This window comes from Nonomuraea sp. B12E4, from assembly GCF_039871825.1.
Taxonomy (GTDB): Bacteria; Actinomycetota; Actinomycetes; order Streptosporangiales; family Streptosporangiaceae; genus Nonomuraea.
In genome coordinates this window covers 48,244-63,069 of record NZ_JBDPME010000033.1, presented here as the reverse complement: position 1 = coordinate 63,069, position 14,826 = coordinate 48,244, and the positions used below count along the sequence as shown (strand labels likewise).

General features: G+C 66.8%; 27 protein-coding genes. 3 read left to right on the top strand and 24 right to left on the bottom strand.

All coding sequences use genetic code 11. The annotated features are described in order from the left end of the window. Positions 1–197: 197 nt before the first annotated feature. A complete protein-coding gene (locus ABGB18_RS42610; RefSeq protein ID WP_347701382.1) occupies positions 198–458 on the top strand; it encodes a hypothetical protein in 261 nt (86 codons plus the stop codon). Between the two features lie 67 nt (positions 459–525). Here the strand turns inward: ABGB18_RS42610 and ABGB18_RS42605 are convergent, their stop codons facing one another. Beyond that, the gene (locus ABGB18_RS42605; protein WP_347701381.1) at positions 526–1,611 is read right to left on the bottom strand and encodes an XRE family transcriptional regulator; all 1,086 of its coding nucleotides are present in this window, start codon (positions 1,609–1,611) and stop codon (positions 526–528) included. Then, entirely contained in the window at positions 1,608–2,231 is a 624-nt protein-coding gene (locus ABGB18_RS42600) for a hypothetical protein (protein ID WP_347701380.1), read from the bottom strand. Before ABGB18_RS42600 ends, ABGB18_RS42605 begins: the two co-directional genes overlap by 4 nt. 149 nt (positions 2,232–2,380) lie before the next feature. Here ABGB18_RS42600 and ABGB18_RS42595 point away from each other — a divergent pair, with 149 nt between their 5' ends. Beyond that, entirely contained in the window at positions 2,381–2,563 is a 183-nt protein-coding gene (locus tag ABGB18_RS42595) for a hypothetical protein (protein ID WP_347701379.1), read from the top strand. 101 nt (positions 2,564–2,664) lie between these two features. On the opposite strand, the gene ABGB18_RS42590 is transcribed toward ABGB18_RS42595, so the two are convergent. The 22 genes from ABGB18_RS42590 to ABGB18_RS42485 all read right to left on the bottom strand — a co-directional run bounded on the left by ABGB18_RS42590 (position 2,665) and on the right by ABGB18_RS42485 (position 13,609). Then, positions 2,665–4,116 (bottom strand): ASCH domain-containing protein, encoded by a 1,452-nt coding sequence (locus ABGB18_RS42590; protein ID WP_347701378.1) that lies wholly within the window; start codon positions 4,114–4,116, stop codon positions 2,665–2,667. Positions 4,117–4,209: 93 nt separating this feature from the next. Further along, a complete protein-coding gene (locus ABGB18_RS42585) occupies positions 4,210–4,518 on the bottom strand; it encodes an HU family DNA-binding protein (RefSeq protein ID WP_347701377.1) in 309 nt (102 codons plus the stop codon). A 96-nt stretch (positions 4,519–4,614) separates the two neighbouring features. Continuing rightward, on the bottom strand, positions 4,615–5,277 hold the full coding sequence (locus ABGB18_RS42580) for an NUDIX domain-containing protein (protein ID WP_347701376.1): 663 nt from the start codon (positions 5,275–5,277) through the stop codon (positions 4,615–4,617). After that, on the bottom strand, positions 5,274–5,420 hold the full coding sequence (locus tag ABGB18_RS42575; protein WP_347701375.1) for a hypothetical protein: 147 nt from the start codon (positions 5,418–5,420) through the stop codon (positions 5,274–5,276). The genes ABGB18_RS42580 and ABGB18_RS42575 overlap by 4 nt, the downstream gene beginning before the upstream one ends. A gap of 78 nt (positions 5,421–5,498) precedes the next feature. After that, a complete protein-coding gene (locus ABGB18_RS42570) occupies positions 5,499–5,630 on the bottom strand; it encodes a hypothetical protein (RefSeq protein WP_347701374.1) in 132 nt (43 codons plus the stop codon). Continuing rightward, the gene (locus tag ABGB18_RS42565) at positions 5,630–5,761 is read right to left on the bottom strand and encodes a hypothetical protein (RefSeq protein WP_347701373.1); all 132 of its coding nucleotides are present in this window, start codon (positions 5,759–5,761) and stop codon (positions 5,630–5,632) included. The genes ABGB18_RS42570 and ABGB18_RS42565 overlap by 1 nt, the downstream gene beginning before the upstream one ends. Positions 5,762–5,839: 78 nt before the next feature. Beyond that, the gene (locus ABGB18_RS42560; protein WP_347701372.1) at positions 5,840–6,028 is read right to left on the bottom strand and encodes a hypothetical protein; all 189 of its coding nucleotides are present in this window, start codon (positions 6,026–6,028) and stop codon (positions 5,840–5,842) included. An 85-nt stretch (positions 6,029–6,113) separates the two neighbouring features. Next, positions 6,114–6,284, bottom strand: a complete 171-nt coding sequence (locus ABGB18_RS42555; protein ID WP_347701371.1) for a hypothetical protein — start codon at positions 6,282–6,284, stop codon at positions 6,114–6,116. Beyond that, positions 6,281–6,430, bottom strand: a complete 150-nt coding sequence (locus tag ABGB18_RS42550) for a hypothetical protein (RefSeq protein ID WP_347701370.1) — start codon at positions 6,428–6,430, stop codon at positions 6,281–6,283. Before ABGB18_RS42550 ends, ABGB18_RS42555 begins: the two co-directional genes overlap by 4 nt. Then, positions 6,427–6,600 carry a hypothetical protein gene (locus ABGB18_RS42545; RefSeq protein ID WP_347701369.1) on the bottom strand — a complete coding sequence of 58 codons (174 nt, stop codon included), beginning with the start codon at positions 6,598–6,600 and terminating at the stop codon, positions 6,427–6,429. The genes ABGB18_RS42550 and ABGB18_RS42545 overlap by 4 nt, the downstream gene beginning before the upstream one ends. Beyond that, positions 6,597–6,776 (bottom strand): hypothetical protein, encoded by a 180-nt coding sequence (locus ABGB18_RS42540; protein WP_347701368.1) that lies wholly within the window; start codon positions 6,774–6,776, stop codon positions 6,597–6,599. The genes ABGB18_RS42545 and ABGB18_RS42540 overlap by 4 nt, the downstream gene beginning before the upstream one ends. 93 nt (positions 6,777–6,869) lie before the next feature. Further along, positions 6,870–7,034, bottom strand: coding sequence for a hypothetical protein (locus ABGB18_RS42535; RefSeq protein WP_347701367.1), 165 nt, complete (start codon positions 7,032–7,034; stop codon positions 6,870–6,872). A 104-nt stretch (positions 7,035–7,138) separates the two neighbouring features. Next, positions 7,139–7,342 carry a hypothetical protein gene (locus tag ABGB18_RS42530; protein WP_347701366.1) on the bottom strand — a complete coding sequence of 68 codons (204 nt, stop codon included), beginning with the start codon at positions 7,340–7,342 and terminating at the stop codon, positions 7,139–7,141. A 3-nt stretch (positions 7,343–7,345) separates the two neighbouring features. Next, positions 7,346–7,531, bottom strand: a complete 186-nt coding sequence (locus ABGB18_RS42525) for a hypothetical protein (protein ID WP_347701365.1) — start codon at positions 7,529–7,531, stop codon at positions 7,346–7,348. 280 nt (positions 7,532–7,811) lie between these two features. Continuing rightward, positions 7,812–9,992, bottom strand: coding sequence for a hypothetical protein (locus tag ABGB18_RS42520; protein WP_347701364.1), 2,181 nt, complete (start codon positions 9,990–9,992; stop codon positions 7,812–7,814). Beyond that, positions 9,989–10,315 carry a hypothetical protein gene (locus ABGB18_RS42515; protein ID WP_347701363.1) on the bottom strand — a complete coding sequence of 109 codons (327 nt, stop codon included), beginning with the start codon at positions 10,313–10,315 and terminating at the stop codon, positions 9,989–9,991. The genes ABGB18_RS42520 and ABGB18_RS42515 overlap by 4 nt, the downstream gene beginning before the upstream one ends. After that, positions 10,315–10,761, bottom strand: coding sequence for a transcriptional regulator (locus tag ABGB18_RS42510; protein ID WP_347701362.1), 447 nt, complete (start codon positions 10,759–10,761; stop codon positions 10,315–10,317). The genes ABGB18_RS42515 and ABGB18_RS42510 overlap by 1 nt, the downstream gene beginning before the upstream one ends. Beyond that, positions 10,758–12,269 carry a hypothetical protein gene (locus ABGB18_RS42505; protein WP_347701361.1) on the bottom strand — a complete coding sequence of 504 codons (1,512 nt, stop codon included), beginning with the start codon at positions 12,267–12,269 and terminating at the stop codon, positions 10,758–10,760. Before ABGB18_RS42505 ends, ABGB18_RS42510 begins: the two co-directional genes overlap by 4 nt. After that, complete coding sequence (locus tag ABGB18_RS42500) at positions 12,269–12,529, bottom strand: helix-turn-helix domain-containing protein (RefSeq protein WP_347701360.1); 261 nt, start codon at positions 12,527–12,529, stop codon at positions 12,269–12,271. The genes ABGB18_RS42505 and ABGB18_RS42500 overlap by 1 nt, the downstream gene beginning before the upstream one ends. A gap of 98 nt (positions 12,530–12,627) precedes the next feature. Then, positions 12,628–12,798, bottom strand: coding sequence for a hypothetical protein (locus ABGB18_RS42495; protein ID WP_347701359.1), 171 nt, complete (start codon positions 12,796–12,798; stop codon positions 12,628–12,630). A 293-nt stretch (positions 12,799–13,091) separates the two neighbouring features. Next, on the bottom strand, positions 13,092–13,292 hold the full coding sequence (locus tag ABGB18_RS42490) for a hypothetical protein (RefSeq protein ID WP_347701358.1): 201 nt from the start codon (positions 13,290–13,292) through the stop codon (positions 13,092–13,094). Positions 13,293–13,393: 101 nt separating this feature from the next. Then, positions 13,394–13,609, bottom strand: coding sequence for a helix-turn-helix domain-containing protein (locus tag ABGB18_RS42485; protein WP_347701357.1), 216 nt, complete (start codon positions 13,607–13,609; stop codon positions 13,394–13,396). A gap of 185 nt (positions 13,610–13,794) precedes the next feature. Between ABGB18_RS42485 and ABGB18_RS42480 the strand changes: the two genes are divergently transcribed. After that, a complete protein-coding gene (locus tag ABGB18_RS42480) occupies positions 13,795–14,556 on the top strand; it encodes a GntR family transcriptional regulator (protein WP_347701356.1) in 762 nt (253 codons plus the stop codon). Positions 14,557–14,826: the final 270 nt, after the last annotated feature.

Here is a 14,826-nt window from a genome sequence, read left to right as displayed (position 1 = left end):
CGGCACTCCTCCTCCGTTCGTCGGCAGGCGGATGCCAGCCACACCACATTGTCCACCTTGGCGCAAGTGCCACGCTTGTTACTCCATGATGGACAAGTCCGCGGCGCACGGTTCCAGCCCTGCTTCCACGCCTGTCCCGGCGAGCAGGTCGTCGGCTACGGTCACGGGTCACACTGAGAGCAGGAGGTCCGAGCAGCATGGACGCCGACCCTGGAGGACCGTACGCGCTGGACGAGCTGGCCGAACGCAAGCACTGCCCGCACATGTCCGCATATCCGAGCGTCGAAGAGTACGAGCGAGGCTTCCACCTGTGGCGGGCCCTGCGGCGGGACGGCCGGCTGACGATGGCCGAGTCGGACGCGAAGATGCGGGTGGTCGTCGAGCACATGAATGCCCGGCACGGGCTGGATCTCGACTGGCGGGTGTTGATCGGCCAGCACGTCAGCGAAGAGATTTGATCAAACACGTAGCCCCCGCCCTTCGGTCCTCCGAGACCAGGGGCGGGGGCTACTTCGCGTTGTACGGCTAGGCGCGTCGCTCGCGTCGAGAACTGAGGCTGATCACGTTCGTGATTCGGCGACTGGGCAGTTCGGACCCTGTCGCATGCCGTGACAGCACGTCCTCTGCGAAGGCTGGCGTCCAGTTCGCGGATCGGGCCAAGCCCTGCGCCGGATGGGGTCCGTACAGGGTTTCTGCCATGGCGCGGAAACCGCGGGGCTTGGTAGGCGCGATGGCGGCTCGCTCTCGCAGCCGTTCACCTCGGGCGGCCATCTGCTTGAACAAGCTGGTGTAGCGGTGGTCGTCGATGCGGCCCAGGCGGCGCGCCGTGCGGATGAGAGCCGCGATGGACACTCCCCAACGCCTCTTCAGCAAGGCGAAGTCCTGAATGGTGGGATGCGCGGGCACCTCCTTCTCCATCGCCTCCAATGGCGTGAGGAGGTGCATGGCGAAGTCGTCTGCCTCCTGCTCCAAGGTCTTGCTGGCGCCGGCGTCTCGGTGCAGCAGCGCGTGACCGAGTTCGTGTGCTGTGGACCAGAGTTGCCGGTCGCCGGCGTCGGTGTCGAGGAGCGCGAGAACCGGCTGTTCGCCGAACCACAGCGAGAACGCATCACGGCGGGTGTTGGGCATCGGAAGCGCGACCACGAGAAAGCCGGCGTGTTCCAGCAGTACGGGGAGCCCGAGAGCGGCGTCACGGGGTCCGATCCCGAGGGCTTCGCGCGCGGCCCGAGCGGCTACCTCGGGGGACGTGCCAAGAGGTTGGGGGGTGAGTGTCAGTCGTGGGCCTTCAAGCTGATCGAGCATGGCCAGCGCAGCCTCCGCGACGATCTCGCCGCCGCGTTTGGCCTGGCTGGCCTCTTTCATGCTCATGCCTGCTCGCGCCCGGAAGTGGGTGGGTAGCCCATCGAAGGTGACACGTGGCCCTTGCTGGAAGAACCCGACCGGGAAGCCGGTGGTGGTGGCGAACTGCGTTAGCACGTGCATCGGCAGCTCGTTCACGTCGCGTTCAGCGTTGGACAGCGTGCCCTGACTGATTCCGATGTCGGCAGCCAGGGCCCTCTGGGTAAGCAGGCAGAACTCGCGCGCTTGGGTCAGCCGAGTTCCGTAGATCACTGTGCCTCTGCCTCCCCGTTCCCGGTCTTGTCGTCCCGGCGACGGTACTGCAGATCTTCGACTTGGGTGTAACGGCCCAGGAGGGGCTCTCGCCAGTCGATTGCCACTTGGGCGCCATGGACGCCGATGGGTCGGACGAGGTCGAATCGCAAGATGGTCGAGCCCTCTGCGGTCCACTGGATGACGATGTGGTTCTTGCGGGCGCGCTTGGCCATCTCGTCCAGGCCGAGGTTCAGTTCGCCGTCGCTCACGAGGGGGATGGCGCGCTCGGGGATTTGGCTGACGAACTTCAGCTTGGCTTCGGTGGTCGGCTTGGGGATCTTGATGTCGGTGGTGTGCCACACCCGGATGATGTCCTCGGGCAGGTGCAGGATGAGGCCACTCATGGGAAGCCCGAGGTCGTCTTCGTCTTCGAGCTCGGGGTTGAGCTGTTTGAGCTCCTCGACTGCTTCCCGCCGCGTCATGTGCCGGTAGAAGTGGATGTCGCCGCCCGGCTTCCACCCGCGGTCGTCATGCACGTGGTCGGCGGTCTGGATGCCCTTCTCCAGGGCGCGGAAGACTTCTGCACAGGCCGTCTCCAGCCGCGCGAAGGTTGCCTCAGGGCCGTCATCTCTGATCACGTGATTAATCATATTCCTAGAAAATACACACCCGCTACTAGAACGCGCCGAGCCGTGAGGTCCCGAAGTCCGGTGTCGTGGCCCCGGTCGGTGACTCGTACACGCGTTCGGTCTACGATGCCTCCCGAACCACGAACGGGGAGACGACAATGACCGACCTGACACCACCACCGCCAGAAGCAATCGCCGCACAGAGGGCGTTCGATGAAGCCGTCGCCAAAGCGGAGGCCACCCCGGGCACGGACCTTGCCGAGCTCGAAAAGGCCCGAGCCGCCCGCATGAAAGCGCTCAAGGCACAGGCGAAACTATACAAAACGGACATCAGGGTCTAATGTCTGACATGCCCCGGTCGGGGAAGCGCCGGGGCCCAAACACGAGACGCCCCGACCTCGGGGGAAGGAGGCCGGGGCGTCGCTGCTGTGCGCCGTACCGACTATCCAGAGCCAGCAGCCGACCGGTCGAGCAACTCGATCTCGATGGCCAGCACGCCCAAAGCCTCCTTCTCCGGCCCGTAGATGCGGCGGATGTTGGCCAACTGCGTGTCCCGGGGCGAGTCCGGGTTGACCCGCTCAGGCCCCTCAGAGTCGATCATCTCCTCGAAGGTCTTGTACCGGCCGACGCGCTTGACGACGGTGAGCGCCTCGTCGGTGCCGCACACGAACCGGATGTGGTCGCCCGCGGCCAGCCGGCGAAGGTTCGGGTACTCGACGCGGACCTCGATGGTTTTGCGGCCGGCGGACACCAGGTCGAAGTACTGCCGGTAGAGGTTCATGTGCCGGGCACGGACGCCGGGCGTCGGGGCAGAGTGCAGAGACATGGCTCGGTCCAGTTCCTGGGTCGTGTAGCTCCGATAGAAGTGCTTCGGGTCGGACAGCATCTCGCTGACCAGCCTTACCATGGCGTCCACGAACGTGTCGGGGTCTCCGGGCCACGCGCCGATGTCCAGCATCCACTCGCGGGCGCCGGAGGGCGGCGGCGTCGTGAAGTCCCGGATCAGGCTCTTGGACAGCTTGGCGCCCGTGTCGGTGAGCACCATCGGCGCGAAGATACGCGGCGTCGGGAGCGAGCCGGGCAACTGTCCGGCTGCTTCGTCGACGAGCTGACAGCCGTACGCCCAGTCGCCGCCCTTGACCATGACCGACAGGGTGGCCGTGTCGCGTGCGGCGACCCGCTCCTTGACCAGGTTGCGGTACAGCGTGGCCAGGTCGAGGTACGTGGTCGCGTCCCCCGCCACGACCTCCACCTCGTAGGGGCCGTGGTGGAGGCACACGGCCGTAAAGTTCGCTCTGCCGGAACCAGCGCGTACAACCCGGGTACGCTCGGCGCGCTTCTCGGCCCAGCCGCACTGCGGGCACGGCAGCCGCAGGTGCACCCGGCCGGACGACGGGGCGAGCGCCCACCGGATCCGGTCCAGGTGCGCCAGCGTGGCCAGGAACTCGCGCCGGAAGGCCGGGCATGCCTGCTGGGTGGTGTACGTCTCCACCTCGTAGTCGACGCCGGTTGCCGCGGACAGGGCGTCGAACAGGGTGCGGTAGTGGCCGCCCATCAACTGACGCACGCCCTCGCGGCCCAGCGCGTGGAAGTACGTCTGCTGGTAGGGGTGACCCGTTGCCGGGTCGGTGACGATGGCGTGCGGGGCGTTGTCGAGCGCGCCGAAGCGGACGATGACGTCCACGTCGAAGGCGTCTCGGGTGGCTTTGGCGAGGAGGAACGCCGCCGTGTGGACCAGGCTGGTGCCGGCATGGGGGGCGCCGTTGATCTGCGTGCCGACACACATGGCCACCTGGTCCGGGTGTGTGGCTTGCAGGCGGGGGCGGACCATGTCGATGGTTCGAGTCATGGCGTTGGCCAGGACGTTGTTCGGGCTGATGATTGCCACGGACATCGTGGACTCCGGTCAGATGATGGACAGGGAAGAGTGGCGGAGGGGTTGGTGCCCCGGCCAAGGGAAGCGGCCGGGGCGTCTTGATGCGTGGGGTCAGGCCGCTTGCCCGGTGGCGGCCTTCCTGCCGCCTTCGTTGACGATCGCCTTGAAGTCGGAGCCCACCTTGAACTTCGGCGCCCATGACTCGGCCACGTCGACGTCAGCGCCGGTGGCAGGGTTCTTCGCGGTACGGGCAGGCTTGTACACCTGCTCGAACGAACCGAACCCGGTCAGCGTGACCTTGTCGCCGGCAGCGACGGCGGTCTGGATGACGTCCAGGACGGTGTTGACGGCCTTCGCCGCGTCGGCCTTGGACAGGCCGCTGAGGTTAGCGACCGCGGTGGCGAGGTCCTGCTTGTTCACGATCTTTCTCCTTCGGTTGGTGGGCGACCACTCTCGGCGGACGCTCCGGGTGTCCGCCCGACCCCCCTAAGCCGGGCGGACACGCGCAACAGCCGCTCAGCCGAGCAGGTCCTGCAGCATCGCCTCATGGGCGGCGAACACCCGGCCGCCGTAGACCCGCCGCAGGTACTCCACGAGAGAGGCGTAGGTGCCCGCACACACCCACTCAGCGCGCCGCGCGTCATCCGCCCCGACCACGGGCGGCAGATCGGCCCGACAGACAGTGCCCAGATGACCCCTGGCGGGTACGGTCACCATCCACGCCTCATCGCTGGCCCGAGGGTCGGGGACGTACCGGGCGGGCAGCACCTTCCAGAAATCGCCGCACGCCAGCGTGTCCGGACGCAGCCCTGTCTCCTCCTGCAGTTCACGGACTGCGGCGGCGCCCGGGTTCTCGCCGGGCTCTACGGTGCCGCCGGGCAGCGCCCAGCCGTGGCCGTCGCCCCGCTCCACCATGACCAGCACCCGGTCGTGTGCGGTGTGCGCGGTCACGATGGCATCGGCGCAGAGCTGTTCGCCCCAGTGGCCGAGTTGATTGCGGCCGTAGCGGACGCGGGTCTTCTCGCACGGGTTGACGGGCCGGCCGTCGACCACCTGGAACGGGATCGCGGCGCGGGCCTGTCGGGGCGCCCAGTCGATGCGGGTGGGATCGTCCTCGGGGTCGGCCCACCCTTCGCGGATGCCCTTGTCGAGGACGTCGGGGTGCGTGTAGGTGATCACCGTGACCGCCCTGGCTCAACCCGAGTCATCACGACGTTGTCGCTGTTGAAGGGGAGGTCGTCGTAGAACGCCTCGTCCTCAGGAGAGGCGTCGACCTCGATCGGGTCGCGGTCGCCCTTGGTGTAGATCGTGACCTTCGCCATTGCTGTTCCTTTCGTGGTTGTGTGGTGGCGCCTGCTACTGGCACCCGCCCAGCAGGGAAGCGGCTGGGCGGGTGGCGATCACTGGTTCCACTGCTCGACGACCCAGCGGGGGATGATCCCCTCGCCGCCGCAGAAGTTGCAGCCGTCACCGTCGCATCCGGTGCAGGTGGCCGGGTTGTCCTCGTACCAGGGCTTGCTTCCGGGGAGCATCAACGGATGACCTGCTTGCCCGTGCCGTTGCACCGATCGCACGGGATCCCCATGACGCCCTTCTTGCCCTTGCCGTCACACGCCTTGCACTCCACCAGGTAGCCCTGCGGCTGAGGTTGGTCGTTGCACATGTCGTTCTCCTTCGTTTCGGGTGGAGCGCTCTGCTCCGGACACCCCGCCCAACTTTGGCCGGGCGGGGATCCGCAACCTCAGCGCGGCAGAGAGTTCGCGATCTCCAGCACGGCATCGGCCGCAGCGACGTTGTTCTCGCCGTCGTCGTAGCCCCGGGCGAGATCCACGAGCCGGTCACGGTTCGCGCCCTGGCGAACGAGTTCCTGCGCCTTGCGTTTGGCCTCCTGTGGATCGGTCATGGAGTGCCGGGAGCAGTGCTTGCACATGGTGATCTCCTTGCTGCGTGGTTGGGGTCGGTCACCCCGGGCACCCCGCCCGCCGCACGGCGGGCGGAGCACCCCGAACGGCCGGTCAGTCGTCGTTCGGGTCGTCGTCGTAGTCGCCGCGCAGCAGCTTGTCCCGGATGAGATCTGCATGCGCCTGGTGCCCACGCGCCGCTGGGCGGTCTCCAGCGGCCTCGGCTGCTGCGGCCTTTCGCTTTGCCTCCTGCATCGCCTCCTGGGCTTCACGCCTGGTCGTCACTGTCCCGCTCCCGTCGTGGCAAGCTGGCACGACCTGTATTCGGTGTCGAGGTCGGCGGCCCAGACGGTGCGCCGACAGTGGCCGCACCGGTAGACGACCGGCCCCTCGTCCAGCGGCGTCGAGCAGTGCGGGCAGCGGCGGATCACCGGTCCGGCTCCTCGTCGAGGCCGAACTGCGCGTCGATCCGGTCGGCGATCCGTTTGGCCGACTTTGAACCGGTCTCCTCGGCGATGATGTGCGCGGCCACGCCGGTCAGGGCGAGCGCGGCACCGTGCAGGGTGCCGGTGTTCTCGGTCGCGTCCTTGAGCGGCTTCATAGCGACCGGTCCCGGGCTACCATCCGGCCGAGCATCGGCAGTTTCGCCTCCGCGTCCCGGATCCGCTTCTGGCTCGCGACGGCGCGCGGGTCGTCCTCGCTCTCCACGGTCTCCGCGTCGATCAGGGCTGCGGTGAGTTCGTCGCGGTCCTTCTTGCTGCCGAGCAGCTTGCCCATGGTGTTCTCCTTCGTTCGATGAGTGGAGCTGGCCGCTCCGGGCACCCGCCACGCCCCCGGATGTGGCGGGCACCCGCAACAGCCACCCCCGGGTCAGGTCAGGAGGCGGGTGCAGAACGTGGCCAACTGGTCGGCGCCGTGCAGGATGCCGTCGAACACCCCGTTCACCGCGACAGCGGCCTCGGCAGGCTTGGTGAACAGGTAGAAGGCCACGAACGCGACGGCGACCCACATGAGTGCCCTCTTGAGACGGTGCATGGTCGGTTCCTTTCGGAGTTGGGGGAGCGGTCGGCTGCGGGCACCCTCCTGGCCGGGGAAGCGTCAGGAGAGCACCCGCAACCACCGCGGGCTCAGCGCTGGTGTCACTTGGCTTCTGCGGCGTCAGGGCAGGCAGCCCCTTGAGGGCATCCGTGCAGACCGCAGGTCGGGCAGACGTTGGTCGCTTCGACGTGGGCGCTCATGCCGTGGCCGCGGGCGAGCTTCGCCCACCCCTCGGCGCTGCGCTTGGTGGCGGTGGACTTGGCGCTGTGGTCATTGACGATCACGCGGTAGCGGTCCGGACGCATGGTCTAGTGCCTGCCTTTGCGGAGCTTCTTCTGGCTGCGCCCCTGCATCTCCCTGACGCCCTGGACCGCCTGCTGAACGTCGGGGTTGGAGCTTCGGCTGTGGTTGGCGATGAAGCTGCCGCAGGCGGCATCGAGCTCCTGTAGTCCCTTGCGGTCGTCGTCGGTCAGCTTGGACTTGAAGATCCCCATGACGATCCCTTCTTTGATGATCGGTAGTAACGGGATTTACGTGATCGGGTGTTGCGGACGCCCTCCCGACAGGGCCGGGAAGGTCTCCGAAACCACCGCTCGCAGTGATCAAAGATGGAGTTAGGTCGCTCAAGGCGAGTTAGCTTCGTAACTTTCGGCCGTCTCGGACCTAACCAGCCGCTGACCTGCGGAAAGTTAGGAAAGTTAGCTGGTTGAGCGGGTTAGATCAGAGGCCCTGAGAGCCCTCCTGGAGCGCCTTTCGGGGGGGCTGGCGCGTAACTTAACCCGCCTCCCCGTCGTTCTCCGACCGCCTCGCCAGGGCCGCGCGCACCTCCTCTGGGTGGACGGGGAAGCGGTTGCCGGTGGTGGGCACCTTGACCCCGAGATCGGCGAGCTGCTCGCGCAGCTTCACGCCAGTCAGCGTCTTGTACGGCAGCCACGCCGGCGCGTGCCGGGCTAGCAGAGCGGGCAAATCTGCAACGGGGATCGGGTCGGCGCCCATCACCGCAGACAGGTCCTCCAACAGGTCCCGCGCCTGCACAGCAGCGCTGGCCGCGGCAGGCCCGATGCCCAGCTTTTCGCGGACCTGCATCGCCCTGGCCACGACGCCTTTCATCTCGTCGTACGGCACGTAGTAGGTGCGCAGCAGGCCAGGCTTGCCCTGGAAGCCGCGCGCCATGCACGTGCCGATGTCGCCGGGGCCGTCCTCCGTCTTCGGCTCCAGCCCGACCGCACTGATGCCCTGCTTGTAGGAACCGGTGCCGAGCACTGCATCATTCGAGGTCTGGTCGCCGATCGCGAAGCACGCCTTGTTGCTGATCACGGCCATGAGCTTGCGGGGCAGCGAGTCCGAGGACGGCTCAGGGGTTGCGAAGATTAGCGTCACGGCGTACTTACGGGCCGCACCGAGGAGCTTCACGCACAGGTCCTCGGCTTCCTCGCCGAGTGTTTCGTTGAGGAACAGGGCCTGGCATTCGTCGATGACGATAATGCGGGGCCGCAGCCGCTCGTCCTTCTCGGCGAGTTCTCTGGTCACGAACGGCTGACCATGCTCCTGCAATGCCTTGCCGCGGACGGTGAGGTCGGCGTACACGTCCCGCAGCAGGAACAGGCACGCCTCCACAACCTCGTCTCCGGGGCCGGTCAGCAGGGTCCGCAGCCGGGGCTTGAGCGGGTCGTAGTCGGCGTTGGTGGCGAACACGAATACGTCAATCTCAGGCAGCGGGTCGAGGATCGCCCCCAGCAGCAGAGTGAGGATCATCGTGGACTTGCCGGAGCCCATCATCCCGGCGATGGCGTAGTTCTTCTGCGACAGGCCGCCAATGACAGTCGTCCCGCGGATGTTGATAGAGACGGGTACACCCTTGAAGTAGTCGGCGGTGCCATCCTTCAGCAGCGGCCAGTCCGGCACCTTGCCAGTGAGGGAACCCTGGTCGGCCACCCACAAGTCGAGCACGCCCGGCTGCGACTTCGGCTCCGTGGGCCACACCTCGACCGGTAGCCGCACGAGGTTGTGGGCGAGCACCTGCTTCTTCTGGTTAATCATGTCGACGGTGACGCCCGGCGGGAGTTCAAGCTGCGTTCGCCACCCCTTGCCGTCACGGCCGGTGCCGAGCACGACGCGGGGCCGCCAGCCTTCCTTGAAAGCCTTATTGAGGGGCGAGATCCCCAGATGCTGCAATGCCTGCACGATGGCACCCTCATCCGGCATGACCTGCCGCCGGTCGTGCCCGTTCAGGCCGCCCAAGGCGGTGGCGAGCCAGCGAGGCGGTTCGCTGCGCCGGGCACCCGCCCGGTGGCCCGCCCACACCAGCAGCAGCGGAGACGCCGCGACGAGCACCGACCAAGCGAACGACATCGCACCAAACAGCCAGCGGAGCACTCCGCCGAACCACACCCACACGTCCGGCCAGTCACCCGCCCCGGTGATCCATACCACGGTGGCCACGATGACCAGCACCACCGGCACGCCGACCAGGCAGCCGCCAGCGAGCATCACCATCCGCAAGGCCAACACCGGCAGCCTCATCAACCGGTCATGACGTCGGTCCCGCGCCTGATCCCGGCGGTCAATCCACTCGGCCAGCGCCTCCTTGTCCCCGACTGTCCGAGCGATACGGATCTGCTCCCGGATGGCCCCCATGGTGAGCGCGTCGTACATGCGCACTATCCACGAGTGCCAGCCGGCGAGCACGAGGGCGCCATGCTGCACCGTCGTGCGTGCCGCCTTCTGAACCCCCGGAGACGGCCGGACGATCATGACCTTGTCGACAACGACGGAGGGGAGGCTAACGGAGCGATCGGGCTCCTCGGAGACGATCTCACCGTCGATGACCGAGGGTTCCAGTTCCCCTCCGGCCTCCTGCAGTGCGAGCTCCTTGTGCTCCTCGGACAGAGGCAGGTCGGGGGCGTCGTCGCCGTTGCGGACGAGCTCCAACTTCGGGCGGTGCGGGGTCGTCATGAGGTGCCTCCCACAGCGGGCCGTCCCGCCTGCATCAGAGCGAAGGCCATCGCACCGATGAGCAGAACAGCGCCGCGGAACAGAGCAGGGACAGCACGGCAGGCCAACTCGACGGCGGGGACGCAGATCCGGACGGCGTCGACGAGCACGAGCAGCGCGGCCACGACAGCCACCCGAAGCGTCCCGAGGAAGCACCCCCACCATCCGGCCCTGCGGGCGCGCTCCCTGAGGTCGCCCCAACTGCGGGTCTCATCAGTGATCGGACGTAGCGACAGCAGCACGAACGACAAGGCGACGATGGCGCCGATGAGGAAGTCCGACATCACGCACCCCCGGTCATGATCAGGGATGCAATGAACAGCCAGGTCACGTGCCAGGACTGGTCGAGGGCGTACGCGCCAGAGCCGAGATGCCCCTCGCCGAGCTTGTAGAAGTCGGCCTTACCAAGCCGGTTGGCGAGCGCCTGCAGGGTGGTGCGCCGGTCGGCCCAGTAGTGGCTTGCCGCGTCGACTCCCATGCCGGCCGCCAGCCATGCCGGGTGGATGTAGAGGCCGGTCACGAAGGTGACTGCGAGCAGCGCCACCAGCTTGGTGATGGTGAGGCCGACCACGTGGCGGGCGCACCAGACCCGCCCCGCAGGGCCGGGAGCGCCCTTGCCGCACGCCTGCCGGTGCGACTGCACCCAGTGATCCCCGAAAGAGTGAGCGGCGAAAAGGGTGGCAAACACCGCGGCGAAGGTCGCCAACTTGAATGTGATGTCGAGGGTCATGACTGGTCTCCAGTCGGGGTGGAAGTGGCGGGCTCGATGGACTTCGGAGTGCGCTTCGGATCGGCCTTGCGTCGCTTCCACCAAGGCAGGTCGGCCACCCAGTCCTTGCGCTTGCGTGAAGCGTGGGAGGGATCGACGCCGGCATGGGCGGCGAGTTCCTTCACGGTGGGGTACCGGTCTTGGGCGACTTCGCTCCGCCAGTAGTCCTCCATGACCTGCGTCTTCGACACGTCTTCGGGGTCTTCGTTGACTTCGAAGTTGAGTGCGGCGGCAGTCAATTGACCACTCAACCCGGAGGTCACATACGGGTCGGCGGAGAGCGCCGTTTCGATGGCGAACGAGGCGGGATTCGTGACGTCGAAGTTGAGTACCGGATTGACTCGCTCGACGGTCAACTCGGGGGTCACATGAGAGGTCACAGGCAAGGTCAACTTTTCGACCTCGCGGGGCGCCGGAACGGGGTGCCCATTGACCTTGTTGTTGACCTCGCCGTTGACTCGCCGAGAGGTCACGTCGTAGGTCACGCGCTCGGTCAACGCCATCAGCGTTGCAGCAGCCTTGTCGAGGGCCCTCTGTTTCGCTTCAGCGGTGTCGAACCGCTGTGCTTCCTCGATCGCGGCGAGCGCGTTGGCGCGCTGCTCGGAGGTGACAGGGTCGGCCCAGCGGGCGATCTGCCGCCGGTTGACGAGTGCCTCGGCGCTGCGCAAGGTGTCGATCTGTGCGAGCACCGCCTGCTGCGCTTCCGGGTCGGTGGCCAGCCCGGCGTGTTCCACGGCCTGGGCAATACGGGCGCGGAAGGCGGTCAGCGCCTTGCGCTGCTTTTTAGGCTTGCCGCCCTGCTGGTCGTCGACGTCGAGGACAGCGAGAGAGACCCGGGCGAGGCGCCGCTGCCGGTCCACGTCGCCCGCGGTCCGATCTGTAGCCTCCGCGAGGCCGAGCCGTACGAAAACCCGCTCAGGGGTGAGCCTCCAGTTGATGCCCGACGTGCCGCGGATGCGGCGCCGCTCGATGGCCATGCCCCGCTCCCACAGCCACGCCGCCACCATGGGGGCGGCGAGCCGGAACACCTTCTCCGGGATGGAACTGGGGTGCATGCTCGACAGCACCGCCGTAAGGAGCGTCAACGCCCACACGGCGATGCCATCCACGCCGGCCGAGTAGTTCTCTCGCATGTTGCGACGGGCACGTACAGCCGACGTGACCACTGCGACCTCGATGAACGCGAACAGCAGCACTCTCAGGACGACGGGCAGCTTGAGCACGTCGCCGGTGAACAGCCACATGCCCTGCGCTGAGGCGCCCGTGGCGATGGAAGCGGCCACGATGGTCAGCACGTCCTCGACGGGACGCTCCGCCACGTACCGCTTGAACAACCAGGAGAGGGCGCGCCAGGCCACTCTGACGACGAGGAACGCGAGAACCAGCCCAGCGAGGCTCAGCACCGCGATCACGGCGGTCGCGATCGGCTTGTCGGTGACGAAGCCCGTCACCTCATCGAACGTCGGCATCACGCGCTCCTCCGGGACTTGGTGGTCTTCCACCACTCCGCGCCTCGCCCGTCGTCGGTAGGCCGCAAAGCCACGTCACCGGCGACCCGCAGCCGCTCCAGGTACCGCCACACCGTGAGGGCGGGAAGGCCGAGCTTCTCAGCAGCGTCGGCGGTGGAGACGCCCTTCGCGGCGAGGCGCAGGAGAGGCCGCCGGACGCAGGGCGGGGCGGTTGGACTGGGAACGGTTCTGGTGGGCTCGTCAGCGGTTGATGGCTTCATATCGGGGATCCGTTCAACGGGGGGATCAAGGTCTTGTCGTGCCCGCTCAGGGCTTGCTCCCTGAGATGCCGGCGTGGATACCGGGACGGGCTGGAAAATCAGCTCAGGTCCGGCTCGGAGCTACGGCCGACTCCGCTGAGAACTCGACTGCAGCCGCAGACGGTGTCCGCGAAGCCGCGGCCGTACGGTGATTCGGCGCTGCAAGAGCCGCAGGTGATGGTGCGCGTATCGTCGTTGAAGGTGTCGCCCTTGTCTTTGAAGGTGGCCATCGGTGGGGTTCCTTTCGGTTGAGTGGTGGGCGAGCCCCCGCCCGGGGCGAAAGGGTTGGATTCCGTGCACGTCCGCGGGCGGGGGAGCAGGGGAGGCCCGGCCGCCGCAGAGCGGGTCCGTACGACAGCCGGGCCGGTTCATCGCTGGCCGCCCTTGCAGGAGCAGCCCGGGCTGGTGCAGCTACAGGTGTCGATCCGGGGACGGTCAGCGAAGCCGCGCAGGGCGGGCTGGTGCGTCATCCTGCTGTTCACCTCAGCGATCCGAGCCTGGATCTCGGCAGGGGTGCGAGTCTTCATCGGGACACCGCCTGACGGGAGGGCCGGTAGTCGGAGAGCCTGAAGACGTTCGATGGAGTCGGCGTGGTGAGGCCGGCACCGATGAGGAGGTTGTCGGCGTCACGGTCCAGGCCGCGGGAACGCCAGGCCGCGGCGATCGTCTGAATGTTGTGGACGACGTCGGGCGAGAGAGTGGTAGCCGACGATCCGTGTGTCATGATGAAGGACGTCCTTCCGTTTGACTGGCGGGAGAGGACATGCGGGCGGCCCAGGTCTTGGAGGATGAGGGCCGCCCTCGCCATGTCCGGGGAGATCACGTTCATTGGGTTGCCACCTCGGCTGCGATGGCGTCCTCTTTCACGAACGCCTCCACATCGCTGACGCGGAACCTGTACTCGTGGCCACCAGGGGTTCGAAGTGACCGAAGCTTGCCGGTCTGTGCCCACCCGATGACCGTGTCCGGCTGGACGTCGAAGAGGTCAGCAACCTCGCGCGTCCTCATCAGACGCTTGCGGCGGGGCGGATCGGCGCTCACGCGAAACCTCTCAGATCTGGACATCTAAGGGGGACGTCCGGGAAGTACCTCCTTAAGGAGGTTTCCTTACGGTTCCATCGTGAACCTCCTTAAGGAGGTGTGTCAAGGCGGGGGAGGGAACTTCCTTATGGTGGTCTCTATGGGGAGGTTGTACGCTGGGAACTTACGGAGAGTCAGGAGGTCTTATGGCTGATCAGCGACGGATGCCCCGCAGTCGGGAAGTGGCGCTAGAACTGCGGCAGGCGATTGAGTCAGGGGAGTTGCCGCCAGGCTCGCTGCTTCCCTCAGAACGAGAACTCGTGGCCAAATACCAGATATCCAGCGGAACAGTGAGCAAGGTGATTGCCTTGCTCAAGTCCACTGGCCTGGTCGTGAGCGAGGTGGGCCGAGGCGTCTTCGTCCGCAGACGGTCACAGCTCATCAGGCATGCGCATGACCGCTACGCACGTCGCTGGCGGGAGTCGGGGAGAGCCCCGTTCAGGGCGGAGGTTGAAGCGCAAGGGCGCGCTGCGCGAGTCGAAGTGATCAGCATCGCTCGCATGGAGCCGCCTCAGTGGGTTGCCGAGCGCCTAGGGCTCGTGGCCGGCGAAAGCGTTCTTCGGCGAGAGAACACGTACTACGTGGACGACGGCCCCGTTCAAATCGTGACCACCTACATCCCGCTGGCGATCGCTGAGGGAACTCCGCTAGAGGATGAGACGCCAGGCCCCGGCGGGATCTACGCGGCATTCGAGGAGCGCGGCCACAGGCTGACGCGCATGCTGGAAGAGGTTCAGGCGAGAATGCCACGCAATGGGGAAGTCGCGCGCCTTAACGCTGAGGCCGGGATGCCTGTCCTCGACGTGGTGCACATCAGCTACGACCAGGACGATGTCCCCATGGACGTGAGTCACTTCGTACTGCGGGGCGATGAGAACGTCCTCACATACGAACTGCCGACTGAGTGACTTCGAAGGTCCAGGAGGCGCATCCACGCCCCCGGTGTCCCCTGATAGAGAACCGGGGCCATCTTCCTTGCCTGTTGCAACTTACGGCCTGCGCGACGTAGATCTCCCAGCGCGATCACGAGAGTAGGCTCATAACGTGACGAAGCCCCGGCATGCCGGCCGGGGCTTCTGTGAGATTCGAGGGACCGAACCTCCGACTTCTGGTGCCATCGTACAGGGGCGGCTTCGTATTTCCACTCCTGCCCGCAGCTTCGGTCCCTCAACTGAGCG

What these genes read in the sequence shown, in the direction of transcription:
- ABGB18_RS42610 (WP_347701382.1), top strand. Translation starts at nt 198, where the DNA reads ATGGACGCCGACCCTGGAGGACCGTACGCGCTGGACGAGCTGGCCGAA.
- ABGB18_RS42595 (WP_347701379.1), top strand. Translation starts at nt 2,381, where the DNA reads ATGACCGACCTGACACCACCACCGCCAGAAGCAATCGCCGCACAGAGG.
- ABGB18_RS42590 (WP_347701378.1), bottom strand. Translation starts at nt 4,116, where the DNA reads ATGTCCGTGGCAATCATCAGCCCGAACAACGTCCTGGCCAACGCCATG.
- ABGB18_RS42575 (WP_347701375.1), bottom strand. Translation starts at nt 5,420, where the DNA reads ATGGCGAAGGTCACGATCTACACCAAGGGCGACCGCGACCCGATCGAG.
- ABGB18_RS42570 (WP_347701374.1), bottom strand. Translation starts at nt 5,630, where the DNA reads ATGCTCCCCGGAAGCAAGCCCTGGTACGAGGACAACCCGGCCACCTGC.
- ABGB18_RS42565 (WP_347701373.1), bottom strand. Translation starts at nt 5,761, where the DNA reads ATGTGCAACGACCAACCTCAGCCGCAGGGCTACCTGGTGGAGTGCAAG.
- ABGB18_RS42560 (WP_347701372.1), bottom strand. Translation starts at nt 6,028, where the DNA reads ATGTGCAAGCACTGCTCCCGGCACTCCATGACCGATCCACAGGAGGCC.
- ABGB18_RS42545 (WP_347701369.1), bottom strand. Translation starts at nt 6,600, where the DNA reads ATGAAGCCGCTCAAGGACGCGACCGAGAACACCGGCACCCTGCACGGT.
- ABGB18_RS42540 (WP_347701368.1), bottom strand. Translation starts at nt 6,776, where the DNA reads ATGGGCAAGCTGCTCGGCAGCAAGAAGGACCGCGACGAACTCACCGCA.
- ABGB18_RS42535 (WP_347701367.1), bottom strand. Translation starts at nt 7,034, where the DNA reads ATGCACCGTCTCAAGAGGGCACTCATGTGGGTCGCCGTCGCGTTCGTG.
- ABGB18_RS42530 (WP_347701366.1), bottom strand. Translation starts at nt 7,342, where the DNA reads ATGCGTCCGGACCGCTACCGCGTGATCGTCAATGACCACAGCGCCAAG.
- ABGB18_RS42525 (WP_347701365.1), bottom strand. Translation starts at nt 7,531, where the DNA reads ATGGGGATCTTCAAGTCCAAGCTGACCGACGACGACCGCAAGGGACTA.
- ABGB18_RS42520 (WP_347701364.1), bottom strand. Translation starts at nt 9,992, where the DNA reads ATGACGACCCCGCACCGCCCGAAGTTGGAGCTCGTCCGCAACGGCGAC.
- ABGB18_RS42515 (WP_347701363.1), bottom strand. Translation starts at nt 10,315, where the DNA reads ATGTCGGACTTCCTCATCGGCGCCATCGTCGCCTTGTCGTTCGTGCTG.
- ABGB18_RS42510 (WP_347701362.1), bottom strand. Translation starts at nt 10,761, where the DNA reads ATGACCCTCGACATCACATTCAAGTTGGCGACCTTCGCCGCGGTGTTT.
- ABGB18_RS42505 (WP_347701361.1), bottom strand. Translation starts at nt 12,269, where the DNA reads ATGCCGACGTTCGATGAGGTGACGGGCTTCGTCACCGACAAGCCGATC.
- ABGB18_RS42500 (WP_347701360.1), bottom strand. Translation starts at nt 12,529, where the DNA reads ATGAAGCCATCAACCGCTGACGAGCCCACCAGAACCGTTCCCAGTCCA.
- ABGB18_RS42495 (WP_347701359.1), bottom strand. Translation starts at nt 12,798, where the DNA reads ATGGCCACCTTCAAAGACAAGGGCGACACCTTCAACGACGATACGCGC.
- ABGB18_RS42490 (WP_347701358.1), bottom strand. Translation starts at nt 13,292, where the DNA reads ATGACACACGGATCGTCGGCTACCACTCTCTCGCCCGACGTCGTCCAC.
- ABGB18_RS42480 (WP_347701356.1), top strand. Translation starts at nt 13,795, where the DNA reads ATGGCTGATCAGCGACGGATGCCCCGCAGTCGGGAAGTGGCGCTAGAA.